Source organism: Pasteurella skyensis (genome assembly GCF_013377295.1).
Lineage (GTDB): Bacteria > Pseudomonadota > Gammaproteobacteria > Enterobacterales > Pasteurellaceae > Phocoenobacter > Phocoenobacter skyensis.
Genome location: NZ_CP016180.1, coordinates 456,726 through 475,474 on the forward strand (window position 1 = coordinate 456,726; position 18,749 = coordinate 475,474).

General features: G+C 34.7%; 20 protein-coding genes. 12 read left to right on the forward strand and 8 right to left on the reverse strand.

All coding sequences use genetic code 11. The annotated features are described in order from the left end of the window. Positions 1–13: 13 nt before the first annotated feature. Positions 14–628 (reverse strand): aminotransferase class IV family protein, encoded by a 615-nt coding sequence (locus A6B44_RS02150; RefSeq protein ID WP_090922506.1) that lies wholly within the window; start codon positions 626–628, stop codon positions 14–16. Further along, complete coding sequence (locus tag A6B44_RS02155) at positions 606–1,577, reverse strand: aminodeoxychorismate synthase component I (protein ID WP_090922508.1); 972 nt, start codon at positions 1,575–1,577, stop codon at positions 606–608. The genes A6B44_RS02150 and A6B44_RS02155 overlap by 23 nt, the downstream gene beginning before the upstream one ends. Before the next feature lie 63 nt (positions 1,578–1,640). Here A6B44_RS02155 and A6B44_RS02160 point away from each other — a divergent pair, with 63 nt between their 5' ends. After that, positions 1,641–3,071 carry a DNA recombination protein RmuC gene (locus tag A6B44_RS02160; protein ID WP_090922576.1) on the forward strand — a complete coding sequence of 477 codons (1,431 nt, stop codon included), beginning with the start codon at positions 1,641–1,643 and terminating at the stop codon, positions 3,069–3,071. Between the two features lie 3 nt (positions 3,072–3,074). Beyond that, on the forward strand, positions 3,075–3,638 hold the full coding sequence (locus A6B44_RS02165) for an anthranilate synthase component II (RefSeq protein WP_090922510.1): 564 nt from the start codon (positions 3,075–3,077) through the stop codon (positions 3,636–3,638). Positions 3,639–3,700: 62 nt separating this feature from the next. On the opposite strand, the gene A6B44_RS02170 is transcribed toward A6B44_RS02165, so the two are convergent. The 6 genes from A6B44_RS02170 to clpP form a co-directional block, all read right to left on the reverse strand. Continuing rightward, on the reverse strand, positions 3,701–4,108 hold the full coding sequence (locus A6B44_RS02170; protein ID WP_090922512.1) for a YidB family protein: 408 nt from the start codon (positions 4,106–4,108) through the stop codon (positions 3,701–3,703). 131 nt (positions 4,109–4,239) lie between these two features. Beyond that, the gene (gene kdsB / locus A6B44_RS02175; protein ID WP_090922514.1) at positions 4,240–5,004 is read right to left on the reverse strand and encodes a 3-deoxy-manno-octulosonate cytidylyltransferase; all 765 of its coding nucleotides are present in this window, start codon (positions 5,002–5,004) and stop codon (positions 4,240–4,242) included. After that, a complete protein-coding gene (locus A6B44_RS02180; protein ID WP_090922516.1) occupies positions 5,004–5,177 on the reverse strand; it encodes a Trm112 family protein in 174 nt (57 codons plus the stop codon). The genes kdsB and A6B44_RS02180 overlap by 1 nt, the downstream gene beginning before the upstream one ends. After that, the gene (lpxK, locus tag A6B44_RS02185; RefSeq protein WP_090922518.1) at positions 5,170–6,159 is read right to left on the reverse strand and encodes a tetraacyldisaccharide 4'-kinase; all 990 of its coding nucleotides are present in this window, start codon (positions 6,157–6,159) and stop codon (positions 5,170–5,172) included. Before lpxK ends, A6B44_RS02180 begins: the two co-directional genes overlap by 8 nt. A gap of 81 nt (positions 6,160–6,240) precedes the next feature. Then, positions 6,241–7,491 (reverse strand): ATP-dependent protease ATP-binding subunit ClpX, encoded by a 1,251-nt coding sequence (gene clpX, locus A6B44_RS02190; protein WP_090922520.1) that lies wholly within the window; start codon positions 7,489–7,491, stop codon positions 6,241–6,243. Next, entirely contained in the window at positions 7,491–8,096 is a 606-nt protein-coding gene (gene clpP, locus A6B44_RS02195; RefSeq protein ID WP_090922522.1) for an ATP-dependent Clp endopeptidase proteolytic subunit ClpP, read from the reverse strand. The genes clpX and clpP overlap by 1 nt, the downstream gene beginning before the upstream one ends. 584 nt (positions 8,097–8,680) lie before the next feature. On the opposite strand from clpP, the gene argH reads away from it, so the two are divergent. The 10 genes from argH to gnd all read left to right on the forward strand — a co-directional run bounded on the left by argH (position 8,681) and on the right by gnd (position 18,474). Further along, a complete protein-coding gene (argH, locus tag A6B44_RS02200; RefSeq protein WP_090922523.1) occupies positions 8,681–10,042 on the forward strand; it encodes an argininosuccinate lyase in 1,362 nt (453 codons plus the stop codon). A 134-nt stretch (positions 10,043–10,176) separates the two neighbouring features. Next, positions 10,177–11,229: an NAD(P)-dependent alcohol dehydrogenase gene (locus A6B44_RS02205; RefSeq protein WP_090922525.1), complete on the forward strand. Its 1,053-nt coding sequence runs from the start codon at positions 10,177–10,179 to the stop codon at positions 11,227–11,229. Positions 11,230–11,308: 79 nt separating this feature from the next. Further along, positions 11,309–12,241 (forward strand): CobW family GTP-binding protein, encoded by a 933-nt coding sequence (locus A6B44_RS02210; protein ID WP_090922527.1) that lies wholly within the window; start codon positions 11,309–11,311, stop codon positions 12,239–12,241. Positions 12,242–12,306: 65 nt separating this feature from the next. Then, a complete protein-coding gene (gene cysQ / locus A6B44_RS02215) occupies positions 12,307–13,104 on the forward strand; it encodes a 3'(2'),5'-bisphosphate nucleotidase CysQ (RefSeq protein WP_090922529.1) in 798 nt (265 codons plus the stop codon). Positions 13,105–13,170: 66 nt separating this feature from the next. After that, positions 13,171–14,655: a glucose-6-phosphate dehydrogenase gene (gene zwf, locus A6B44_RS02220; RefSeq protein ID WP_090922531.1), complete on the forward strand. Its 1,485-nt coding sequence runs from the start codon at positions 13,171–13,173 to the stop codon at positions 14,653–14,655. Positions 14,656–14,660: 5 nt separating this feature from the next. Then, the gene (gene pgl / locus A6B44_RS02225; protein ID WP_090922533.1) at positions 14,661–15,362 is read left to right on the forward strand and encodes a 6-phosphogluconolactonase; all 702 of its coding nucleotides are present in this window, start codon (positions 14,661–14,663) and stop codon (positions 15,360–15,362) included. A gap of 87 nt (positions 15,363–15,449) precedes the next feature. Beyond that, a complete protein-coding gene (locus tag A6B44_RS02230) occupies positions 15,450–16,124 on the forward strand; it encodes a hypothetical protein (RefSeq protein WP_090922535.1) in 675 nt (224 codons plus the stop codon). 152 nt (positions 16,125–16,276) lie between these two features. Next, the gene (locus A6B44_RS02235) at positions 16,277–16,561 is read left to right on the forward strand and encodes a type II toxin-antitoxin system RelB/DinJ family antitoxin (protein ID WP_090922537.1); all 285 of its coding nucleotides are present in this window, start codon (positions 16,277–16,279) and stop codon (positions 16,559–16,561) included. Next, entirely contained in the window at positions 16,561–16,842 is a 282-nt protein-coding gene (locus A6B44_RS02240) for a type II toxin-antitoxin system RelE/ParE family toxin (RefSeq protein WP_420801022.1), read from the forward strand. Before A6B44_RS02235 ends, A6B44_RS02240 begins: the two co-directional genes overlap by 1 nt. Before the next feature lie 183 nt (positions 16,843–17,025). Beyond that, the gene (gnd, locus tag A6B44_RS02245) at positions 17,026–18,474 is read left to right on the forward strand and encodes a decarboxylating NADP(+)-dependent phosphogluconate dehydrogenase (RefSeq protein WP_090922541.1); all 1,449 of its coding nucleotides are present in this window, start codon (positions 17,026–17,028) and stop codon (positions 18,472–18,474) included. Positions 18,475–18,749 lie beyond the last annotated feature (275 nt).

The window sequence follows — 18,749 nt, forward strand, 5'->3', positions numbered from 1 at the left end:
CTTTGTCTAAAAATTAAACTTTAATACTGTTTTTTGAAATAGTAGTACCTCTATTCTCTTCAAATGGATTGAGTGCATTTATCATCATTATTTTTTCAAATTCCATTATTTCTTGATAAGGAATATCAATCAATTTTATTTTTTTCTGCTCCAGTAAATAGCTTAACTGTGTGCCTTTTAATAAAAAGTGTTTAGAACTATACCATTGATTTTCTTTAAGAAAAATAAGATTTCCGATGGAGCAATCACTGACAAAACCATTATTGATAATAATGATTTCATCACAATGGGTATTTTTTAATGATGTTAACTGCTCTCGATTGGTGTATTTGAATTGATACTCCAGATTTTGACTATAGACACATTGAAAAGTATCAATTTTATGAGGAGTATAAGGATAAACATTAATTTTAAAATCAGTTGCATTATAGTCAATGCGACAACGTACTAATCCTTTTTGAAAGGCTCTAGGAAGGGTAAAATTGGTAAAAATTTGATCTAATCTTACCGCTTGAGTACGCTTAAAATAGTGTTTTATCGCATAATCAACACGTTGTTGATGATAGGGTAAGTTTTGTACTTTACCATCAATAATGGCAAGGGTTTCAAACAGAGGATATTGGCACATATACTTTCTCTAAAATTTCATTATATTCATCTTCAGCATTACTTTGCGAGGTAATACCTCCACCACTGCGAAACAGTAAATTTTCTCCCTGCTGTTCAATATAGCGAATAGCAACGGCACTTTCCAAACTCTCACCATCAAAATAACCAAAGACACCCGTGTAGTAGCCTCTTGGTTGCTTTTCTACTTGTTGGATAATCTGTACTGTTTTGGCTTTAGGTGCACCACTGATAGAACCAGCTGGTAATAACGTAGCGAGTAATGAACCGATTCTATTTTGCCATTGAGAGGTTAAGTCACCACAAATTTCTGAGCTGGTTTGATAAATCTCACCTTTATGAGTGTGTAATTTTTCGATGTAACGGTATTTTTTAACCTGAATATTTTGAGCCACGAGAGCTAAATCATTACGAATTAAATCTACAATAGTATTGTGTTCTGCAATCTCTTTTTCGCAATTAAGTAGAGTTTGTTTAGCATTTTTTTTATTAGCATTGATTGTTCCCTTCATTGGATAGGAATAAATTTTATTATTTTTAATACGAATAAAGGTTTCAGGTGAAAAACAGACAAATTGATTATTGAGTAATAATTTATATTTGGCTTGTGTAGCAAAAAATAATTCTTCCAAACTGTAATTAGTCTGAAGTTGAGTTGGATAGGTTAAATTTAATAGATAACTATTACCCGCTTGAATGTGTTGTTTAACTAATGTAAATCCCTGTTTATATTCGGTATATTCCATAGGAGTAAATGAAAATTCAAAAGGTTTAGATACGATTTTTCTTTCATTTAGATTATTTTTGCAAAAAAATTCAAACATCATACCGCTTGTTTGAGTTTGCGTAAGGGGAAAAATTAATGGTTTTTGTTGCTCAAAATCAATAATAAATAAAAAAGAGGCTTTTTCTTTTCCTAATTGATTCGCCATTTGTATAAAAGAGTGCATTCTTTTAATGTTGTTCGGTATAATCTCGTTATTCATTTTTTATTAAAGGGTAAGATTTTGAGTATTGTGGAAACATTTTACTGGTTATATGGAAGTTTGGCTATTGTCATTTTGATTGCAATATGGCTTTTTTTCAGTCGTCACCATATACAACAACAGCTAGCAACCTTATCTCAAAAGTATGAGGAAACCGTTGAAGATAAAACACAGGTCGAGCAGTGGGCTATTCAACAAAATGCAAAATTAGAATCAGCGATCGAAAGATTAAAAGAGCGAGACGTTATGATTAAAGGGCTACAACAAGAGAGTCAATCTTTATCTGCTCAGTTTAATCAAAAGCAACTAGAACTGACTCAATTACGCACAACTTTATATGAAAAACAAGCTAACTTTGAAGAACAGCAACGTAATTTTGTAGAAGTAAAACAGCAGTTAAATACGGAATTTCAACATCTTGCTCAAAAGATTTTAGATGAAAAGACAAAATCTTTTAGTGAAAGTAATCAATCTTCAATCAATTTATTATTAAAACCATTCAAAGAACAGATTGATCAGTTTCAAAAACGAGTGAATGAAGTGCATAGTGAATCGGTAAAAGGCAATGCAAATTTAGAGTCTGAAATTAAGCGAGTATTAGAAATAGGGCTTTCTATGTCGCAAGAGGCACAGAATTTAACAACAGCATTAAAAGGAGATAATAAAGTTGTTGGAAACTGGGGTGAAATTCAGCTTGAAAGTGCCTTACAATCTGCGGGGCTTTTAAAAGATGAACATTATCTCGAGCAAGAAAGCTATCACAATGACGAAGGTAAGCGTTTTGCTCCTGATTTTATTGTGAAACTACCTGACAATAAACATTTGGTACTAGATAGCAAAGTATCTTTAGTAGCTTATGACAAAGCGGTACGATCCGATGAAGATTTTGCAATTTCTCAAGCCTTAAATGAACATTGCAAATCGTTACGTACTCATATTGATGGACTTTCTAAGAAAAATTACAGTCAGTTATTAGGTATCACCAGCCCTGATTTTGTATTGATGTTTGTACCTATTGAACCCGCTTATATTGAAGCGATGAAACACGATCCTCAATTGTTTAATTATGGTTATGAACGTAATGTTATTTTAGTTTCTCATACGACACTGATGCCTATTTTACGTACTGTAGCAAATTTATGGCGAATTGAACGAGGCAATACAGAGGCTCGTGAAATCAGTGAAAAAGCAGGGGATATTTATAATCAAGTCTGTGTGATAGCTGAGCGTTTAAACAGCTTAGGAAAGACATTAACCACCGTGAATAAACACTATAATGATACAGTTACGTCTGTTGTTGGACAGCGTGGATTAGTGGGGAAAGTTGAACGTTTTCAAAGTCTCTCTGCAAAAGCAATTCAAAATAAACCACCACAAATAGAGCCATTAACCAATGATTTTGATACTACTCGTTTAGAGTTATTGGTTGAACAGCAAAAAGATACAATAGAGCAGTAATAAATGGTACTTATTATAGATAATCACGACTCTTTTACTTTTAATTTAGTAGATTTATTCCGCAAAATTAAGGTGCAAGTAGAGGTTGTCTCTGTAGAAAACTTAGAACTAAATAAGATTGAAAAATATAGTCATATTCTAATTTCCCCTGGGCCTGATGTGCCGAGTTCTTACCCAATATTATTTGAAATGCTACAACGTTATTCACAAAAAAAGTCTATTTTGGGTGTTTGCCTAGGACATCAAGTATTGTGTGAGTTTTTTGGTGGACAACTATATAATTTAAATAGAGTAAGACACGGTCAGAAAAGCCAATTAAGTTATATCAATAAAAGCCCTATTTTTAAAAATCTTCCAGCAACATTTAATGTAGGTTTATACCATTCGTGGGCAATTTTGCAAAATTCGTTAAACAAGTCACCGCTTGAGGTGACAGCTATTTGTGATGAAAATATTGTAATGGCAGTGCAACATCAAAGTCTACTGATTTATGGGGTACAGTTTCACCCTGAATCTTTTATGACAGAATTTGGAAAGGAAATAGTAAAGAATTGGTTAGATGTGTGATATAACAAAGCGATAAAACACTGTGTTAACAACGCTTTATCGCTTTATAATGATTGGTTATATTATTTGAATAAGCTACCTAAAGCAGACTTTGCTAAAGATTCAAAATCCAAATTATTGGTATCTAATTCGCCATTAGGGCTTAATTTATCAACAACCTTTGGTAAGTATTGAGAAAGTAAATTTGGAACTTCATTTTCATCAACACCCGCTTGTTGTGCAACATTACGTAATTCATCTTGACCAATAGCTTCTGCTAATTGCTCTGATGAAACCTCTTGGTTTTCACTTGTACCAATCCAAGATGAAACAAGATCACCCAAACCATTTTGTTGTAGTTTACCGACTAACCCTTCTACACCACCTTGTGATGATAGTAGTGATTGCAGTAGTTGTGGAATGGCTTGATTTTGTTGACTTCCTCCTCCTAAGAGAGATGAAGCCACTGAACTTAAAATACCTTTTAACATAAATGCTCCTTAAGTTAAAATAGATAGAGATTAAAATAGCCTTGAGTATCTACTTACTTTAGGAGTTTATGTGTGGATATCCAAGAATGCCTTTTTACTTTAACATAATGATAACAATTGCTCAAGGCTTGTTATTTAGGCAGTATGGATAAAATTTGTCTCACTTTTTCTAAATCCTCTTGTGTGTCAACACCAACATCTGGTGCTTTTTGAGCAATATCTAAGTGGATTTTTTCACCATACCATAAGGCTTGTAATTGTTCCAAAGACTCCAATTGTTCTAGTTGAGTAGGTTGCCAATTTACATATTGTTTAATAAAACCAGCACGGTAGGCGTAAATACCAATATGGCGTAAGTAATTTTGTTGTGCAACAAAATCATCATCACAATTAGTAAAATAATCACGAGCGTAAGGAATGGGTGCTCGTGAAAAGTAAAGTGCAAAACCATTTTTATCTGCGAGGGTTTTTACTACATTCGGATTAAATAACTCTTCTCTGGTGGTTAATTTAACCGCTAATGTTGCCATATTTACCTTTGATTTTACTAAGTTTTCAGCAACCTGATTGATAATGACAGGGGGAATTAATGGTTCATCACCTTGCACATTGACTATCACTTCATCATCCGCAATCACCATTTTTTCAATCACTTCTGCTAAACGCTCAGTGCCTGAATTATGTTTTTCTGAGGTTAAGCAAACTTCTGCCCCAAAGCCTTCAGCAATTTGTAAGATTTCTTTATGATCCGTAGCAATAATGACACGGCTTGCTCCTGCTTGAATAGCTTGTTGCCAAGTATGTTGGATCATCGGTTTACCGCAAATATCAAGTAATGGTTTGCGAGGCAAACGGCTTGAAGCATAGCGAGCAGGAATGATAACGGTAAATTTCATTATTGATTTTCCTCTAGTGCATAACCACTTTCAGGCAATAGAACAGCAATACCATTTTCAATAGGATAAGCTAAATTCTGTTCGTGACAAATTAAACGGTTATTGGTTTTATCCCATTCTAATTTTGCATTACAGTTTGGGCAGGCAAGATTATTTAATAATTTTTCATTCATCATTTTTTCCTAATTTTTCTAAAATTGGATTAAGTAGTTGTTTCGTTGATCTTTGTGTAAAAGTTGCATTAATTGGCACAAAAAACCAGTTATCTTGTGCGAAGTGACGACATTTTACAGCATCTTTTTCCGTCATTAATAAAATTTGATCATGATTTGCAAGGGGAAGCTGTTGTTCTTTTGAGTAAGGTTGATGATCAGCGAAACTGTGACAAGCGGTTACATTAAGATCAAAATTTGCAAGCATATTAAAAAAACGAGGAGGATAGCCAATACCAGCCATTGCGACAATATCTTGAGATTTAAGATCACTTAGTGCTATTTTTTGATTAGTTTTTACATTAATCGCATAGTCTGCCTGCAAGGTCATTTGGTACTCATTTGGTAAAGCTTTTCCACCATTACAAATTAACGCATTAACACTTTTCAAACGGTTTGGTAACTCACGTAATCCTCCAGCAGGTAATACGAAACCATTACCAAAACGACGTTCGCCATCAATCACCACCCATTCAAAGTCACGCTGTAATTTATAATGCTGTAGACCGTCGTCAGCAATAATTAAATCTAGTGAGTGATTTTTCAATAATAATTCAATGCTTTGTTGGCGGTTGGGTGAAATAGCAAGAGGAACCTGTGTACGTTGCACAATTAATACTGGTTCATCGCCCATTTGCTCGGCTGAGCTTTCAGGGGTAACGAGTTGTGGAAAATCCTTTGTTTTCGCCCCATAACCACGAGAAATAACGCCTACTCGAATACCTCTTTGCTGTAATTGTTCAACTAACCAAATAACTAATGGTGTTTTGCCATTTCCTCCAACGCTAATATTCCCTACGATTAAAACAGGGACAGGTGAGCGGTAAGATGTTAAGAGATTTTTGCAAAAAAGCCAACGGCGTAGGCAACTAATTAGGTAAAAGAGCAGTGATAGCGGAGATAAAATCCACGTGAGAACAGAACGATTTTGCCAAATTTTCATTTTAATAAATTTTAAATTGATAGGTGAATGACACCATAGAGACGTAGCATACTACGTCTCTACAAATATGCATTATGATGATTATTCAATTTTCGGCTTATCGCCTTTTTCAACACAACCCTTACCAACAGCTACCTTAGATTTATTTTCTAAAGATGGTAATTCATACATTGTATCAAGCAATAATTCCTCTACAATCGAGCGTAATCCCCTTGCCCCTGTTTTACGATCCATCGCTTTTTTAGCGATAGCAAGCAAAGCATCACGAGTAAATTTAAGTTCTACATTTTCCATTTTAAATAGTGCTTGGTATTGTTTAATGACCGCATTTTTAGGCTCTGTTAAGATCTGAACTAAGGCTTTCTCATCCAGCTCTTCCAAAGGTGTAACCACAGGTAAACGACCAATTAACTCTGGAATTAAACCAAATTTAACTAAATCTTCAGGCTCAACTTGTTTAAAAAGCTCTGTTAGTGCTTGACGATCTTTATCTTTCTTCAACTCAGCCTTAAAGCCAATGCCCCCTTTTTTATTGGAGCGTTGTTCAATAATTTTATCTAATCCAGAAAAAGCACCGCCACAGATAAATAAGATTTTTGAGGTATCAACAGGAATCGTTTCTTGTTTTGGATGTTTACGTCCTCCTTGAGGATTGATATTAGCAACGGTTCCTTCAATCAGTTTTAGCAATGCTTGTTGAACACCTTCACCAGAGACATCACGAGTAAGAGAAGGATTTTCCGATTTTCGAGTAATTTTATCAATTTCATCAATAAAAATAATACCTCGTTCTGCCTGTTCCACATCAAAGTCGCAACTCATCAATAATTTTTGAATGACATTTTCAACATCTTCCCCTACGTAACCTGCTTGAGTAAGAGTCGTCGCATCAGCAACCGCAAAAGGTACATTTAAACGGCGAGCCATTGTTTCTGCCAATAACGTTTTACCACTTCCTGTTGGGCCAATAAATAACACATTACTTTTACCTAACTCAACGCCCTCAGTTTCGTTATTATCATTTAAGGCATTACGTAAACGTTTATAGTGGTTATAAACAGCCACAGAGAGTACTTTTTTAGCGTGTTCCTGACCGATAACATATTCATTTAAATGACTATGTATTTCGTGAGGTGTAGGAATATTGTCAAAAAATGCAGGTTTATCTTCTGTGTCATCAATTAAGGGTTCATCGTCACCATTTAGGAGCGCGTAGGAATCTTCAATACATTCACTACAAATATGTCCTTCTATACCCTCAACAAGACCATTGACTTCGCTACGACGCTTACCACAAAAACTGCAATGGGGTTCTTTTTCAAATTCAGACATTACTTATTACCTCGAGTCATCACAACTTCATCAACCAAACCATATTTTTGAGCGGCTTTTGCTGACATAAAATTATCACGATCTGTGTCTTTTTCAATCACTGACAAAGGTTGTCCAGTATGATTACTTAAAAGCTCATTTAAGGTTTGTTTAATTTGTAAAATTTCTTGAGCGTGGATTTGAATATCAGATGCTTGCCCTCTAAAGCCCCCTAAAGGTTGATGAATCATTACACGAGCGTGCGGCAACGCAAAACGTTTCCCTTTTTTACCTGCTGACAGTAAAAAAGCACCCATTGAGCAAGCCTGACCAATACAAACGGTGCTTACATCAGGTTTAATAAAATTCATTGTATCAAAAATCGCCATACCAGCAGTTACTGAACCACCAGGTGAATTAATATAAATACTAATATCTTTTTCAGGATCTTCTGACTCTAAAAATAATAATTGAGCGACAATTAAGTTTGCCATATTGTCTTCAACTTCACCGCTTAAGAAAATAATACGCTCTTTGAGTAAACGTGAATAAATATCAAAAGCTCTTTCACCTTTAGATGTTTGCTCTACTACTGTTGGAACAAGCGCATTGTTAGGAATAATCATATAGTTACCTTAGTATTTGGATCTAAAAAATTAATTTATTCTAGCAGATTTTGGGAAGGAATAAAATGCGTTCAGTAGTGATGGCGTTTCAGATAACCGTTCTACATTGATGATTAGCGTATTTTTAATCACAATAGTTTATTTTGTGATGAATATTTTCAATTGTAGATAAATTATTACAAGAGAAAAGACAATAAAAACTAAATATAGCGGTATGATTTTATTACTTTTTTGCAAATACTGGGTTGCATTAATTAGAGAAAGTTATCTTGATGTAGGTTGTTTTAACTTAACATTTATTAATACTCTTGCATTACGAAGAAAACCCTTCGACAAGCTCAGGGAACAAAAGATGGCGGTTGCTGAGCTTGTCGAAGCATAAGCTTTTCTTAGTAGTGTGTATAATTAGTACAAATCAACATTTGTATTACATAATTACTATTAATTTATAAAAAGTAATAGCTAAAAGTTTACAGTTGCTTTGTTGAATATTAGTAACTGTAACAGATAATAGTTGACTAAAAATCAAGAAGTATGAAAAAATTCATTTTAAATTTCGTTTAATAAAAAATAAAGGAAAAATTATGGCACTTTGGGGTGGACGTTTTAGTGAATCAGCGGATCAACGTTTTAAGCTTTTTAATGATTCGCTTTGTTTTGATTATCGTTTAGGGTTGCAAGATATTGAAGGCTCGATTGGTTGGGCAAAGGCGATTGCATCAGTGGGCATTATTACCAAAGAGGAAGAACAGAAATTAATTCAAGCACTACAAGAATTACACACTGAATTAGCACCAAATTTGAAGGTGATTTTACAAGATGATAATGAAGATATTCATAGTTGGGTAGAGTCAAAACTGATTGAAAAATTAGGTGATTTGGGTAAAAAATTGCATACAGGACGAAGCCGTAATGACCAAGTGGCGTTAGATATTAAATTATGGTGCAAAGCTCAAGTTAAATTATTGCAACATAGCATTCGTGGTTTACAACAAAAATTAGTCACAACTGCAAAAAATCATCAAAATGCAGTAATGCCAGGTTATACCCATTTACAACGTGCCCAGCCTGTGACTTTTGCTCATTGGTGTTTAGCCTATTATGAAATGTTGGCACGTGATTATTCTCGTTTAGAAGATGCTTATAATAGAATGAATACTTGCCCGTTAGGTTGTGGAGCATTGGCGGGGACTGCGTATCCGATTGATCGTGAAAAATTGGCACAGGATTTAGGCTTTGCAAGTGCAACAAATAATAGTTTAGACAGTGTGTCTGATCGTGATCACATTTTAGAATTACTTTCTGTTGCCTCTATTAGTATGGTACACCTTTCACGTTTTTCAGAAGATTTAATTATTTTTAACAGCGGTGAAGCCAATTTTATTGAATTGGCGGATCGTGTCACTTCAGGCTCTTCGCTTATGCCACAAAAGAAAAATCCAGATGCTTGTGAGCTTATTCGTGGTAAAACAGGGCGAGTTATTGGAGCATTAACAGGGTTGTTAACAACAATTAAAGGGTTGCCTCTTGCTTATAATAAAGATATGCAGGAAGATAAAGAGGGCATTTTTGATACTGTTGATACGTGGCTTGCTTGTTTAGATATGGCAACGTTAGTGTTGGATGATATTAAAATAAATACTGAACGAACATTAGAAGCAGCAAAACAAGGCTATGCCAATGCCACAGAATTAGCGGATTATTTAGTCGCCAAAGGTATTCCTTTCCGTGAGGCTCACCATATTGTTGGAGAAGCGGTGGTTTATGCTATAAAAAATGCAAAAGCATTAGAGGAATTAACCCTTGATGAATTTCAACAATTTCATACCGTGATTGCTGATGATGTCTATCCTATTCTTTCTATTGAGTCTTGTTTAGAAAAACGCTGTGCGAAAGGTGGTGTTAATTCTCAACGTATTGCAGAAGCTATTGAAAAAGCGATTTAAAAAAGTAAAAACTATTAACATTTTTAACCAAATTTTTACGCCAAATGGAGTAAAAAAAACGTGATTTGGTTTTCCAAAAGAGTATAATTCGTATTAGTAATTATTTTTAATATTAACTTTATAGGAGAACTAAAATGAAAGGTTTTGCAATGTTAAAAATTGGTGAAACTGGTTGGATTGAGAAAGAGGCACCAAAATGTGGTCCTATGGATGCAATCGTTCGCCCTTTGGCAGTGTCGCCTTGTAGCTCAGATATCCATACCGTATGGGAAGGTGCTATTGGTGAAAGAGAGAATATGATTCTTGGTCACGAAGCCTGTGGTGTGGTAGAAGAAGTCGGTGAATTAGTGAAAGACTTTAAAAAAGGTGATCGTGTAATGGTTGCTGCTATTACACCAGACTGGGGAACAGTGGAAGCACAAGGTGGTTTCCCTATGCACTCAGGTGGAATGCTTTCAGGTTGGAAATTCTCAAACTTTAAAGATGGCGTATTTGGTGAATTATTCCACGTAAACCACGCGGATGCTAACCTTGCTCACTTACCCGATTCAATTCCTCCAGAAGAAGCGTGTATGTTATCAGATATGGTGCCAACAGGTTTTCACGGTGTTGAACTTGCTGATGTTCAGTTTGGTGATGTAGTATTAGTTGTAGGCATTGGACCAGTTGGTTTAATGGCTGTAGCAGGAGCTGCATTAAGAGGTGCTTCACGTATTATTTGTGTAGGTACTCGTGAAAATTGTAGAAAAGCTGCAAAAGGTTATGGAGCAACGGATTTTATCGGTTATCACGAGCCAATTGATGAGCAAGTAATGAAAATGACGAATGGTAAAGGTGTCGATAAAGCTATTATTGCTGGTGGTACAGTTGATACTTTTGCACCCATTATCAATGTGTTAAAACCGGGTGGTAAAATCGGTAACGTAAACTACTTAGGTCGTGGTGCAAGCATTAATATTCCACGTGAAACTTGGGGTGTAGGTATGGGTCATAAACAAATCAATGGAGGTTTAATGCCAGGGGGACGTTTACGTCTTGAAAAATTAGCCAGCTTAATTGAATGTGGTAAATTAGATGTTAAACCATTATTAACCCATAAATTCAAAGGCTTTGAACACGTTGAAGAAGCATTGCTATTAATGAAAGATAAACCAGCTGATCTGATTAAACCAGTAGTTGTTTTATAATTTATTATTGAATGTTGATGATAAGGGGCGGATTGATATATCCGCCCTAATTATTTATGTTGAATGTAGAAGTGATTAAATGAAAATACTCGTTATTTCAGGATTTTTAGGTGCAGGTAAAACCTCTTTCATTAAAGATATGGTCAAACAAACTGGTCGTCAGTTCGTGATTTTAGAAAATGAATTTGGTGAACTCGGGTTAGATGGTGAACTGCTAAAACAAGAGCAAAGCCAAAATAAAGACATAGATATGAAAGTTTGGGAATTAACCGAAGGCTGTATCTGTTGCTCGTTAAATTTAGATTTTAGTTATTCGGTTCTCACTATTGCAAACACCCTTAACCCTGATTATTTATTGATTGAGCCAAGTGGTGTGGCAATGCCAAGTAAAATTCTTGAACAGCTTAATCGTATTGTCTATGAGGATATTTCTCTTGTTGCCCCGATTACCATTGTCGATGGTCGTCACTATCAAGAGAGTAAACAACATTTTCCTGAGTATTTTCAAGATCAGCTTAATACAGCAGGTACAGTCGTTGTCAGTAAATCAGAAACTTTTTCAAAAAGTGATTTTGAAGCGGTAAGATCGTCATTAAAATTTACAAATAATGTGGAATTTTTTGATTCACATTATAGTACTTGGAATAAAGAAAACTGGCTTTCACTATTAGAAAAAGGTATTGAAATTCAACAAAAAGAGAATAAAGTAAAGTATCGTTTTTTTCGTCAAGAAGATGCAAAAGTCGATCCATTAGAAAATATCAGTTTCTCGTCTCATAATATTCAGAATATTGACCAACTTGCAGATAGATTATTTTGGCTTACCACAGGGCTATGTGGAAAAATTGCACGAGTAAAAGGCTATGCTGAAATTGCAGATGTTTGGATGAAATTTGATATAGTGGAAAGTCAATATACCATTACTGGTTGTGAATCAATGCCAGATGAACGTATTGTGGTAATAGGTCAGCAATTAAATAGAGATGTTATTCAGCAGTTATTTATAAGTTAATTTTTTGCAAAAAATAGTTTACAATCACACTATTCCCCAAATTTATACTAAAGAAGGAGTAGATAATGCAGCAATTGAACCAATCTCTTTTAGATATTGTGTATCAAGCTGGTCGTCATTTAGCAGAGTTTTATACAAAATCTGTGGAAATAACGATAAAGCCAGATAGTAGCCCCGTGACTGAAGCCGATCTATTCCTTAGTAAATTTTTAATTGAAGAATTATCCAAACTTACCCCAAATATTCCCATCTTATCTGAAGAAAATTGTCAATATCCCCTTTCTGAACGTGAAAAATGGAATGAATATTGGATAGTCGATCCCCTTGATGGCACACAACAATTTATTGATAGAACAGACCATTTTTCGATAATGATAGCATTAGTGCGTCACAATAAACCTGTTTTAGGGATTATTCACGCCCCTATTTTAGATAAAACTTATTATGCAATGGAAAATCAAGGGGCTTTTTTAATTGAAAAAGGTGAAGCTCATCGTTTAGAAAAAAATTGCAAAAAGTTGGAAAGATCTGACCGCTTAATTATTGCTGTAGGAAGTGGAAAACACACCAAAATAAAAAATAGCATTCAATATCCTTTTGAATTTTTACGCTGTGGTTCTAGCAGTTTAAAAGCAGGATTGGTTGCAGAAGGAAAAGCAGATTGTTATATAAGTTTTGGTAAAACAGGGGAATGGGACACCGCAGCGGCAGAGGTTATCCTTTCTGAAGTTGGCGGTGAAATTTATAATCTTAATTTTGAACCTTTAACCTATAATCAACGGGAAACCCTTATTAATCCTCCTTTTTTAATGGTGGGAAATAAAAAAATAAATTGGCAAAAAATGTATCAGTTTAATAGTTAATATCAACTAATCATTTTTATAAAAATATGTCATAGTAGCTGAAAATAAACATAGTCGAGGTAAATAATGAAAGCAGATAATAATTGTATTGTAATCTTTGGTGCATCAGGAGATTTAACCTACCGTAAATTGATACCAGCACTTTATGATTTATATAAAGTCGGGCAGTTGACAGAAAACTTTTCTGTTTTAGGGGTAGCACGTAGTGACTTTTGTGATGAAACATTTCGAGAAAAAATGTACGGCGCGTTAATTGAAGCAGGGCATACAAGCGGTGAGATGTTAGATAATTTTTGCAAACATCTTTATTATCAAGCGGTTAATACTTCTGATGTGGTAGATTATGGTAAACTTATTCCTCGTTTGGATGATCTTCATCAGCGTTATCAAACGGAAGGAAATACCCTTTATTATCTTTCAACTCCGCCAAGTTTATATGGCATTATTCCCGAATGTCTCGCTGCTCACGGTTTAAATAGCGAACAGAATGGTTGGAAACGTTTAATTGTTGAAAAGCCTTTTGGTTATGATATCCATACTGCAAAAGAGTTAGATATTCAAATTCATCATTATTTTGAAGAACATCAAATTTATCGTATCGATCACTATTTAGGCAAAGAAACGGTACAAAATTTATTAGTATTACGTTTCTCAAATGGTTTATTTGAACCGCTTTGGAACAGAAACTTCATTGATTATATTGAAATCACAGGGGCTGAAACTATCGGCGTAGGTGATCGTGGAGGTTATTATGATGGCTCAGGTGCAATGCGAGATATGTTTCAAAACCACTTATTACAGGTATTAGCGATGGTTGCAATGGAACCTCCAGCAATTATTAACGCAAACTCAATGCGTGATGAAGTCGCAAAAGTATTACATTGTTTACACCCATTAAGTGAAGAAGCCGTGAAGCATAATTTAGTTTTAGGGCAATATACTCGAGCAGAAATTAACGGCAAGCAAGTAAAAGGCTACTTGGAAGAAAAAGGTGTTCCTGCAGATTCAAATACAGAAACCTATATGGCATTACGCTGTGAAATTGATAACTGGCGTTGGGCAGGCGTCCCTTTCTATGTTCGTTCAGGAAAAATGTTACCAGCACGTGTAACAGAGGTCGTTATTCACTTTAAAACGACCCCTCACCCAGTGTTTAGTCAAAATGCCCCTGATAATAAATTGATTATCCGCATTCAACCAGATGAAGGTGTGTCTATGCGTTTTGGCTTGAAAAAACCAGGTTCAGGGTTTGAGTCAAAAGAAGTTTCAATGGATTTCAGATATGTCGACTTAGCCTCACCAAACCTTTTAACCGCTTATGAACGTTTACTGTTAGATGCAATGAAAGGTGATGCGACCTTATTTGCTCGTACTGATGCTGTTCACGCTTGTTGGAAATTTGTTGAACCAATCTTAGCTTATAAGAAAAATGGTGGACGAGTTTATGACTATGAAGCAGGTACTTGGGGACCAAAAGAAGCGGATCGTTTAATTGCCAAAGAAGGTAAAGTATGGCGTCGTCCATCAGGAAAAATGAAGAAAAAGGTATAATAGTAATGAATAAAATTATTTTTGAGACTGCTCAACAAACTGTTGAAAAGATCGCCCAAGAATTTAAAGTATATAGTGAACAAGGGGAGCCTGTTCATATCTCGCTTTCAGGTGGAAGTACGCCAAAATTATTGTTTAAAACACTCGCTCAACCGCCTTATAACACTGCAATAAATTGGAAAAATTTACATTTTTGGTGGGGTGATGAGCGAATGGTTGAACCAACTGATCCTGAAAGTAATTATGGCGAAGTGCAAGCGTTGTTATTTGATAATATTGATATTCCTACTGAAAATATTCACCGTATTCAAGGGGAACAAGAAGTTCAAGCAGAGTTAATCCGCTTTGAACAAGAAATCATAGATTGCGTACCAAACCAAGAATTTGATTGGATTATTTTAGGAATGGGAACAGACGGACACACTGCTTCGCTCTTTCCAAACCGAACAGATTTTAAAGATCAAAATTTAGTGGTGATTGCCAAACAGCCTGAAAGCGGACAGACTCGTATTTCTAAAACAGCCAAATTAATTGAGCAAGCAAAACGAGTGACTTATCTTGTAACAGGACAAAGTAAAGCGGTCATAATTAAGCAAATTTTTGCAAATGATCCAAAAGCACAAAGCTATCCAGCGGCTAGAATTAAAGCGAGTAATGGTAATACAGAGTGGTATTTGGATAAAGAGGCTGGGGATTTGTTGGATTAAATCATAGTTATTGTACAAAATATGTAGAGACAGAATAACGTGAGTAAAATAACAAAAAGAAGAGTTAAGCACAGGTGTTGTTTTGTTATGGGAATAATACTTGTTCTATGCTTATGTTATCCTCCTCTTTTTATTGCTTTCGGTGTGATATTTGCGAATGTAGTTGTGGTTCCAACACTTGAAATAGCTGATAATATTTATAAATATTGGAATGTAGGAAGTAAATTTATAAAGTATGATTTGGAGCATTATTCCTTTTTGTCTTCTTCACTAAAAGAACACTCAAAAGGATATATACAACCATTATTAAAATATCGCTTTCAACGCAGTTATGATTTTTATTGTTATGCAACATTTTTTAAAGTACCGCAAGATATTGTATTTAACGATTTGAATTGGAAAGATTTAAAAGAAATAAAGGGTACGATAAATTATAAAAAATATAAGACTTATCATTCTGATTGTGCAGATCATTATCGATTGCTAGAACAACATGGAAGCCTTAGAATTGATGATAAAGCATGGTTACCTTTGCCATTTACTTATGCAAAAGTACCAAAACCAAATTGGAGGGGAAATTATCCTGATTTCAGTTTATTGATAAAAGGAAGTACTGAAAATATTAATTTAGTAAATTTACCTTCAAAAGATATTTCCAGAGTTTTTATATCATTACAAGACCCACCTTTTAGGGGAGTGGTTTTATATCCAAAACAGCATATTATTAAAGTTATAACAGGATGTTATGGTTGGAGTTGTTGATTTAATTAAAATTGGAAAAATATAAGCGGTTGGATTATAACAAAAAATTACAAAAATCAGAGCGATAAGAACACCAAATATCGTATTGCATTGAAATACTTTTTAATATAACATCACTGTATTACATTGAAATATAAAAAAGGAATAGAAAAATGGTAGCAGTAAATAATTCAGCATTTAGTTTTAGAGTACCTGAAAAAGTGAAAACTCAAGCGTTTGACGTGATTGCTCAATATGGATTAACACCTTCACAGGTAATGAATATGTTTTTAAATGAAATCGCTCATACTAAAACCATTCCTGTGAATTTGGATTATCATCAACCGAATGCGAGAACCTTAAGGGCAATAGAAGAAATTGAAAGTGGACAAGGACAGACCATCACACTTTCTGATGATGAAAATTTGGTAGACGTATTGAATAGACTGTGTAAATGATGATTAAAAAGATAACTTTTTCCAAAGAATTTAAACGTGATTTGATCAATATCTCAAAAAAAGCACCTGAAATTTTAGTCAGTGATAGATATATTGAAGTCATTTATCTTTTGCAGAATAATCAGCCGTTACCAGAAAAATATAAAGATCATTCGTTAAGTGGGAATATGGATAATTATAGAGATTGCCATATTTTTAATGATTTAGTTTTAATTTACAGAATTGAAGATAAGCATTTATATCTTTCTCGTATTGGTACACATTCACAGGTTTTTAAATAATCGTAGGGGAGGATTGAACGAACAAAGTGAGTGGAATATCCTCCCATTAAGCAATAAATTTATAAAATAGTTAAACAAGCGGTAATATTTTTATTAAAATTTGCAAAAATCTAAATTTACAAATTTTAATAAAAATCAGACCGCTAAAAAATTTTAAATTAAAAAACAAAACGAGGAGCAAAAATGAAAGGTGATATTGGTGTTATTGGCTTAGCCGTAATGGGACAAAACCTAATTTTAAATATGAACGATCACGGTTTTAAAGTGGTGGCGTATAACCGTACCACTTCAAAAGTCGATGATTTCTTAAATAATGAAGCGAAAGGCACGAATATTATTGGTGCCTATTCTCTGCAAGATTTAGTGGATAAATTAGAAAAACCACGCCGTATTATGTTGATGGTGCGTGCAGGTGAAGTGGTGGATAAGTTTATTGATAGCTTAGTACCTTACTTAGATGAAGGCGATATTATTATTGATGGGGGTAACTCAAATTATCCTGATACGAACCGTCGTGTGGTAGAACTTCGTGAAAAAGGTATTCGCTTTATTGGAACAGGTGTTTCTGGTGGTGAAGAAGGGGCAAGATTTGGACCTTCAATTATGCCAGGTGGACATAGTGAGGCGTGGGAGTTTGTAAAACCAATTTTACAAGCGATCTCAGCAAAAACACCAGAGGGTGAACCTTGTTGTGACTGGGTTGGTCAAGACGGTGCAGGTCACTTTGTGAAAATGGTTCATAATGGTATTGAATACGGCGATATGCAGTTAATTTGTGAAGCATACCAATTCTTAAAAGAAGGTGTAGGCTTATCTGATGATGAATTAGAAGCGACGTTCAATGAATGGCGTAAAACTGAATTAGACAGTTACTTAATTGATATTACAGCAGAAATCTTAGGTTATAAAGATGAAGACGGTAGCCGTTTAGTGGATAAAATCTTAGATACTGCGGGTCAAAAAGGAACAGGTAAATGGACGGGTATCAACGCATTAGACTTTGGTATTCCTTTAACCTTAATCACAGAATCTGTATTCGCTCGTTGTGTGTCTTCATTTAAAGAACAACGTGTTGAAGCGTCAAAATTATTCAACAAAACCGTTGGTAAAGTGGAAGGCGACAAAGCACAGTGGATTGAAGCCGTTCGTAAAGCATTATTAGCGTCAAAAATCATCTCTTATGCACAAGGCTTTATGTTGATTCGTCAAGCGTCAGAAGAATTTGGTTGGAATATTAGCTATGGTAATACGGCATTATTATGGCGTGAAGGGTGTATTATTCGTAGTGCATTCTTAGGAAATATCCGTGATGCCTATGAAGCAAATCCTGATTTAATTTTCTTAGGCTCAGATAAATATTTCAAAGATATTTTAGAAAATAGCCAAGCAGATTGGCGTAAAGTGGTAGCGAAATCTATCGAAACAGGTATCCCAATGCCTTGTATGACATCTGCGATTACGTTCTTAGATGGTTATACCTCAGCACGTTTACCAGCAAACTTACTACAAGCTCAACGAGATTACTTCGGAGCCCATACTTATGAGCGTACCGACAAAGCACGTGGCAAGTTTTTCCATACTAACTGGACAGGTCGTGGCGGAGATGTTGCATCAACCACTTATGATGTGTAACTACTTATAAAAATTATTTAAATAAGTATTGCTTTATACTTTAGATTAAGAGGATTGAATACTATATGGCATAGTGTTTAGTTCTCTTAATTTATCTTTTTTAGCTGAAAATAGAGATTTTGGATTGATTTTTGAACAAAGCCAGTTTTGTTCTTAAGTTTAAGAAAAGAAATCGTGATTTTGGTTCAACTGGTAGTTGCATAATATACTTAAATACCTTAAAATCACGAAGTTTATTTTGTCGGTCTAATGACGGCAGAAAAGGATTCATTTCT

Coding starts and splice junctions, on each gene's coding strand:
- A6B44_RS02150 (WP_090922506.1), bottom strand. CDS start 628: ATGTGCCAATATCCTCTGTTTGAAACCCTTGCCATTATTGATGGTAAA.
- A6B44_RS02155 (WP_090922508.1), bottom strand. CDS start 1,577: ATGCACTCTTTTATACAAATGGCGAATCAATTAGGAAAAGAAAAAGCC.
- A6B44_RS02165 (WP_090922510.1), top strand. CDS start 3,075: ATGGTACTTATTATAGATAATCACGACTCTTTTACTTTTAATTTAGTA.
- A6B44_RS02170 (WP_090922512.1), bottom strand. CDS start 4,108: ATGTTAAAAGGTATTTTAAGTTCAGTGGCTTCATCTCTCTTAGGAGGA.
- kdsB (WP_090922514.1), bottom strand. CDS start 5,004: ATGAAATTTACCGTTATCATTCCTGCTCGCTATGCTTCAAGCCGTTTG.
- A6B44_RS02180 (WP_090922516.1), bottom strand. CDS start 5,177: ATGAATGAAAAATTATTAAATAATCTTGCCTGCCCAAACTGTAATGCA.
- lpxK (WP_090922518.1), bottom strand. CDS start 6,159: ATGAAAATTTGGCAAAATCGTTCTGTTCTCACGTGGATTTTATCTCCG.
- clpX (WP_090922520.1), bottom strand. CDS start 7,491: ATGTCTGAATTTGAAAAAGAACCCCATTGCAGTTTTTGTGGTAAGCGT.
- clpP (WP_090922522.1), bottom strand. CDS start 8,096: ATGATTATTCCTAACAATGCGCTTGTTCCAACAGTAGTAGAGCAAACA.
- argH (WP_090922523.1), top strand. CDS start 8,681: ATGGCACTTTGGGGTGGACGTTTTAGTGAATCAGCGGATCAACGTTTT.
- A6B44_RS02205 (WP_090922525.1), top strand. CDS start 10,177: ATGAAAGGTTTTGCAATGTTAAAAATTGGTGAAACTGGTTGGATTGAG.
- A6B44_RS02210 (WP_090922527.1), top strand. CDS start 11,309: ATGAAAATACTCGTTATTTCAGGATTTTTAGGTGCAGGTAAAACCTCT.
- cysQ (WP_090922529.1), top strand. CDS start 12,307: ATGCAGCAATTGAACCAATCTCTTTTAGATATTGTGTATCAAGCTGGT.
- zwf (WP_090922531.1), top strand. CDS start 13,171: ATGAAAGCAGATAATAATTGTATTGTAATCTTTGGTGCATCAGGAGAT.
- pgl (WP_090922533.1), top strand. CDS start 14,661: ATGAATAAAATTATTTTTGAGACTGCTCAACAAACTGTTGAAAAGATC.
- A6B44_RS02230 (WP_090922535.1), top strand. CDS start 15,450: ATGGGAATAATACTTGTTCTATGCTTATGTTATCCTCCTCTTTTTATT.
- A6B44_RS02235 (WP_090922537.1), top strand. CDS start 16,277: ATGGTAGCAGTAAATAATTCAGCATTTAGTTTTAGAGTACCTGAAAAA.
- A6B44_RS02240 (WP_420801022.1), top strand. CDS start 16,561: ATGATTAAAAAGATAACTTTTTCCAAAGAATTTAAACGTGATTTGATC.
- gnd (WP_090922541.1), top strand. CDS start 17,026: ATGAAAGGTGATATTGGTGTTATTGGCTTAGCCGTAATGGGACAAAAC.